At 61.7% G+C, this 5689-nt stretch carries 3 protein-coding genes; 2 read left to right on the forward strand and 1 reads right to left on the reverse strand.

Features of this window, described 5'->3' with window-relative positions; all coding sequences use genetic code 11:
• The coding region (locus tag PA598K_RS32635) for an Lhr family helicase (RefSeq protein WP_446674107.1) at positions 1-974 on the forward strand (974 nt) is incomplete at its 5' end.
• 57 nt (positions 975-1031) lie between these two features.
• Positions 1032-1421 carry a hypothetical protein gene (locus PA598K_RS32640; RefSeq protein WP_128660930.1) on the forward strand — a complete coding sequence of 130 codons (390 nt, stop codon included), beginning with the start codon at positions 1032-1034 and terminating at the stop codon, positions 1419-1421.
• Positions 1422-1499: 78 nt separating this feature from the next.
• Here the strand turns inward: PA598K_RS32640 and PA598K_RS32645 are convergent.
• On the reverse strand, positions 1500-5689 hold a 4190-nt coding region (locus tag PA598K_RS32645), incomplete at its 5' end, for a hypothetical protein (protein ID WP_185602367.1).

Here is a 5689-nt window from a genome sequence, read left to right on the forward strand (position 1 = left end):
TGCGGCGGCTGGGCGCGACCTTCATCACCCGGCTCGGTCGCGAGCTCGATCTGCCGCCATCCGAGCTGCTGGAGCAGCTGCTCGAGCTCGTCTGGGAGGGGCATGTCGCCGGCGATCAGTTTGCCCCGCTGCGCCTGCACGGGGTGCGGCGATCCAAGAAGTTCGACAAGATTGGGACCGGGCAAGGCCGCTGGTACTGGACCGGCTCGTTGCTGGAGACGGAGGATAGCGGCCTGGCTTCCGAATCGGGAGCAGACAGGGCGCTCGCCGCCAACGGACCTAGCGAATCGGCGCTCCAGTGGGTGCACCATCTATTGCAGAGCCACGGTATCCTCACGCGAGAGCTGGTCCAGCAGGCGTCGCCGTTCGATTGGGAGACGCTGCTGCCCGTCATGCGTCAGCTCGAGGAGTGGGGCGCCGTGTCGCGCGGCCGATTCGTCCTCGACAAGCAAGCGATGCAGTTCACCTCGCGCGAGCTGATGGCGGCGATGCGCAGCCCACTGTCATCAGGCAACGACGAGCCGACGCTGCTCTCCGCCGTCGACCCGGCCAACCCGTACGGCCTGATCGCCGACTGGCCAGCCGATCCGGGGACAGCCTATGCCCGCAAGAGCGGCAACTATCTCGTCCTCAAAGGCGAGCGCTGGGTCGCCTGGATCGAGAACAACGGCCGCCGCATCACGCTGCGGACGCCTCAGGAGTCGGCCGACAACGACGAGGAACAGTCATCAACCGTCGCGACAACAGTCACAGCAGCGCGCAGTCGCACCGAGACGACCGTCCCGCCGCTCACGGCCGCCGAGCTGGCCCGACTGCTGCGTACGATCCTGCAGCAGCAAGCGCTGAGCAAGGTAAAGGTCGAGCGCTGGAACGGCGAGCCCGTCGACCAGAGCGAGGGCGCAGCGCTGCTCCACGAGCTCGGCGCCGAGCGCGACGGCAAGTTGCTCGTGCTGTGGCCGAGTCAGCTACGATAGATTGAGGAGCTAATATGTCTGGTACGGAAGAACGGACTTAATCTAGGGGGAAGCAAATTGACCTTACTGCGGAAATTTATGTTGTCATCCATTTTGCTTATCCTTGCGTTAGGCTGTAGTTCGAATGCAATCCATATTGGAGGAGAGGTATCCAGGATAACAATAACTGAATATGAATCCAATGAGCCCTTAGTTGAAATAACCGAGAAATCAAAAATCGATGACATTACACGTTCGTTAGAGAAGGCGAAAACGGTAACGACTTCTGCGATGGATATAGCATTGCCTGACTATAAGCTATCCTTTCGATCTGAACGTAATGAAGTTATTCTTGAATTAGGTTACTATATTCAACCCTTAGATTTAGACGGCATTAGCGGGCACTACTGGTCAAGCGAAAAGGATCTGTTCATAGGCAGTAGCGTAGCAATTGAAATTCCTCAGTAAACCAAGCTCGCAACCTCATAACAACAATAAAAAACCGCCCCTCTCCCGAAGAGTAAGGCGGTTTTGATGTTGTATTATCTATGCGCTTGGCAACAGCGTGAATTGGCGGTTCGGACGCAGTTTGTCGCCCTCGTCGGACATGACCGCTCCCGGTTGGAAGACGATGCGCAAGTCATGCTCCGCCGCTTCATTGTGCTCATAACCGGCGATGGTTACAACTAAGGAATGGCCCAGCGGCTGGATAGCCCACTCTACCGAGACGATCTGATCCTGCAGCGCATGCCACTCCCCGTCCCAGTAGCTCAGCTCGGCGATCAATTCGCCCGTCTCCAGCTCCAACGTCGCTTCATCGAGCATCTGGTTGAAATCGATCGACAGTTGCGTCATCCCTGGCTCTGCCCCTTCCAGCAACGTCAGCTGAGCAGCCAATGAATGGTTGTCGAAGATCTTCACCTGCGGCGAAAACGGGTGACCGTACTCCGATAGCAGATAAATGTTTCGGGCGGAGAAATTAAGCGGGCTACCCGTGACATTGGTAATGACGACGACACGCTCGTCCTGGGGATCGATGGTCGCGGAGATCGAGTCACCCGGCAAGTAGAAGCCGCTCACAAACGCCTGCTGGATGCGCGACAACCAAAGACTCTGATCCATGTCCGAGAACGCCTCGACAAAACCGATGCGGATGGAGCCGCCCTCCGGCAGCACCGTCTCCTCCGGCAGGTAAGCCACCGCAGGCGGGGCCTGCATGCTCGTATCGGTGACAGTGACGCCTTCCGTGATGCTCTGCTTGGCGAATCGGAAGTTCATAATTGTACGAATCGTCAAGTGTACACCATCGCCATCCAATACTAGCTCACGATCCGGGAAATCTACCGGCGCCGGCACATCGATGTCGTGCATCAGCCACAGCCGTTCAGAGCCTTCATCGGCCAGGGCGCTGCGGAAGGTCGCTTCGTTCACGACGATCGCGGCGCCTCCCTCCGATTCCCTGAAGTGGCCGCCTGGTCTCCGCTCGTAATAATCATCAGCGAAAGCGTATTTGATACGGTCGATGCCCTCGGCGTTCAAGACGGCTTGCTCCAGCTGCAGGTCTTCGGTGAGCAACCGTTGGATCCCCACGCGCCAGACGCGCTCTCCCGCTTGCCACACCTCCATGCCGGAGTGCAGCGTCTCATCGCTGGCAACCGCAGCCCCGTCAGCATCGCGGATCGCGAGGTCTGTCTCGCCCCTGAGCGTCAGATGCTCCCACAGCGCCTGCGCAGGCGTCTGCTCAGGCACATAGATATCTTCATTCCAGCCGTCCTCGATCGCGAGCGGCCGGTATACCGCATGATCCTCGGTCAGCGGTTCGCCGCCGACCGCGACTGCCTCAGGGGTGAAGTAGACACGGATTTCCACGACCGTATCCAGCCATGGACTGGAATCGTACGGGAACGAAATGTCGTATCTCGACGTGCCCGGATACTGGTAGATGTCCTCCAGCTCAGCCCCATCCAGAATTATCGGATCACCAAACCCATTGTCGACCTCGATCCTGTCGAGCCAACCGTCCGGCACGGCGAGTGGCTTCGAGAACCACACCTGGATACCATACACCTTCGACTCCTCTGTCCGCGGTGCGCCCGTGAGCGCATAGAACGGCTCTTCCGCTGGCTGTGTCAGGATGGTCACAGGTACGGCCTCCGACAGGTTGCCTGCCTCATCTACAGCTACGAGCACAAACTCCCCTGCCTGCTCCCAATCGGCACTCGTGAAGGATACACTCTCCTCAGCGCCGGATACGACACGATGAGGATAGCGATAAGCCCCGTCCAGCATTAAATCCGACAATGTTACGACAGGCGCGATACCCGGCGCGAGCACAATCGTCCCCGCCTCGCTGCTGCTCACCGTGAGAGACCCGGCGAACGGCTGCTCAGCCGGCGCGCCGGTGACGGACGGAGCAACCAGATCGATCTTCAGCAGCCGCTGCTCCTGCCACGAGTCCGAATCCTCGACATTCGCCCTTGACGAGCGAACCCAGGCTCCGGCGTACATCTCCGCCTCCTGATCCGCCTCATAGCCAAGCAAGTGGTCGGATACATCGACAGTTACTTTGATCGGCCCGCTACCTAACGCGTCGATATCCTCAGCCGTCAGACTGTAGGAGCCTGCTTCCTCCCAATCGATCTCCACGACGATCTCGTCCCCGGCGCTATACAGCTCATAGCCGTCGTCGGCCTCGCCGCTCAGCTCCACCTCGATAAGCGCTGTCGCCTGCTCTTCCGCCAGGAGCGCACGCTCGGCGAGATTGAGTATACCGTCTTCGAGTGCCGAATCGGCCACATAGCCCATCCCCGCAGGCGGAGCGAGCGGCAGCGGTGCGGTGTAGACGACCGGCGTCGACGCAGGGTATACTGCGCCAGCCTGCGAGACGATCCGTTCGTCGGCGAAGGCAATCTCGACCGAGCTCAGCCCTATCGGGTTCACACCGAATGTCTTGTGAATCTCGACTTCCCTGTCGTCAACCCAATACCAGCTATAGTCCTCATAGGCCAAGGGCTCTTCTTCTCCGCCATAATAGAGCTTGATCGAATCGACGATGGCTCCGCCCTTGGCTCTCGTGATCGCCGAGACCGGCGCATCGAACTCCAGCTTAAACCCGTGCAGTCCTGCATCGATATTCAGCCGGGTAATCGCCGCTGTGAGCGGCGGCAGGCTGCGGTCGATGACGACGACCTGCTGTCTGGCTGCCTCCCAGCCTTCGGCGATACTCGCTGCCGAGAGCGTCCGCTCGGTCGAAGCCGCCAACTCCTCCAGTTGAGCCGCCTCGCCCAGCTCCCCCTCAGCTCCCTCTGGCAGCTCGATATCCTGCGCTAGGTACAGATGCGTCGCGCTCGGCCACGCCGCCCGCAGCCCGGCCGGGGTCGCTACGAACGCCGTCACGCGGCCGGTATCTGCGTCCTGTGTATAGTAGTAGCTGCCATCGGCCGAACGATTGGCGAGACCGCCATAGCCGTCAGCCTCCAGGCCGCTGATGCGGACGCGATCCGACAGCGGATCGGCCAGTACGGCTGTCAGCGCCTCGTCTCCGTCAGCCTGCACGACCAGGAGCACGCCGCTGCGAGTCAACGCGTAATCCCCGGCATCCAGCGACCGCACCTCCAGCACGCGCGACTCGCCTCCGGTCGCCCTCAGCAAGGCATCGCCGGGCAGCGTCAGCTCGACATCTGCCGCGACGATATCGTCCGTCAGCTTGATCGCACTGATCTCAGCCAGCCGCTCCAGCCCCTCCTGCAGCTCCGCCACTGTACCCGCTACGGCCTGCAGCCGGATGTGGTAATCGACCCACTCTCCGTCATAAGGCGCTCCGATACGGACGCGCAGCCCTTGCTCCAGCGGCGTCTCGCCAGCCGCAGGCAGCCCTTCGCCGTCCACCACGCGCAGCGTGTACGGGCTGTTGACCTCGAGCTGCTCTGACAGCAGCTCCTCTACCGTCATCCCATAAGGCGCCCACACCTCGGGATTGACCGACGCGGGCAGCTCGACATGCTCGCTCGACTCGTCCTGTCGGCTGACGACCGGCTGATCGGGATAGCCGACGGTCAGCTCTGCAGGGACCGACAGATTGTCGCTCGCATCGACAGCGTACACCAGATAATCTCCCGGCGCCCAGTCCTCTTGACCGAACGTCGCCGAGCCCTCTGCGACCACCTCGCGAGACGGGTACAAGCTGTAGCTCCCTTCGTCATCCCTCAGCTGCTCGGAGCCGCTTACCTGCTCCGCCGCAGGCACGAGCACGAGCATCCCGGCCTCGCTGCTGGACGCCTCCAGCTCCCCTGCGTACTCGACCGTGCCCGCGCTGAGCTCGACGAGCGGCGCGACCGTATCGATCCAGATCGGCAAGTCCGCCTGCAGCGAGCCGGCATCCGGGACGTTCGGGCGGCTCGAGCGCACGGTCGCTTCGTGTACGACCGACTGTCCGGCGATGCCTGCGAGCAGGCGGTAGCCGCTCGTGACGTCGACCGTCACCTCCAGCGCATCGCTCGCCAGCGCGACCGCATCCGTCTCCGTCAGCACATAGTCGGAGCCTGCGCCGGGACCGGCGGTAATCGTCACGCGATCTCCCGCCGCATACGAGGTGTAACCGAGGCTGGCGGCAGGCAACGTGATGCGCAAGCCCACGCTCGCAGCGTCGCTCGCCGCTGCTGTCAGATCGGCGAGGTTGAACCTGCCGTCGCCGACCAGCGAGTCCGCCGCAGGCTCGATGGCGAGCGGCGTCGCCA

It is taken from the genome of Paenibacillus sp. 598K, from assembly GCF_003851045.1.
In the GTDB taxonomy this organism is placed as follows: Bacteria; Bacillota; Bacilli; order Paenibacillales; family Paenibacillaceae; genus Paenibacillus_D.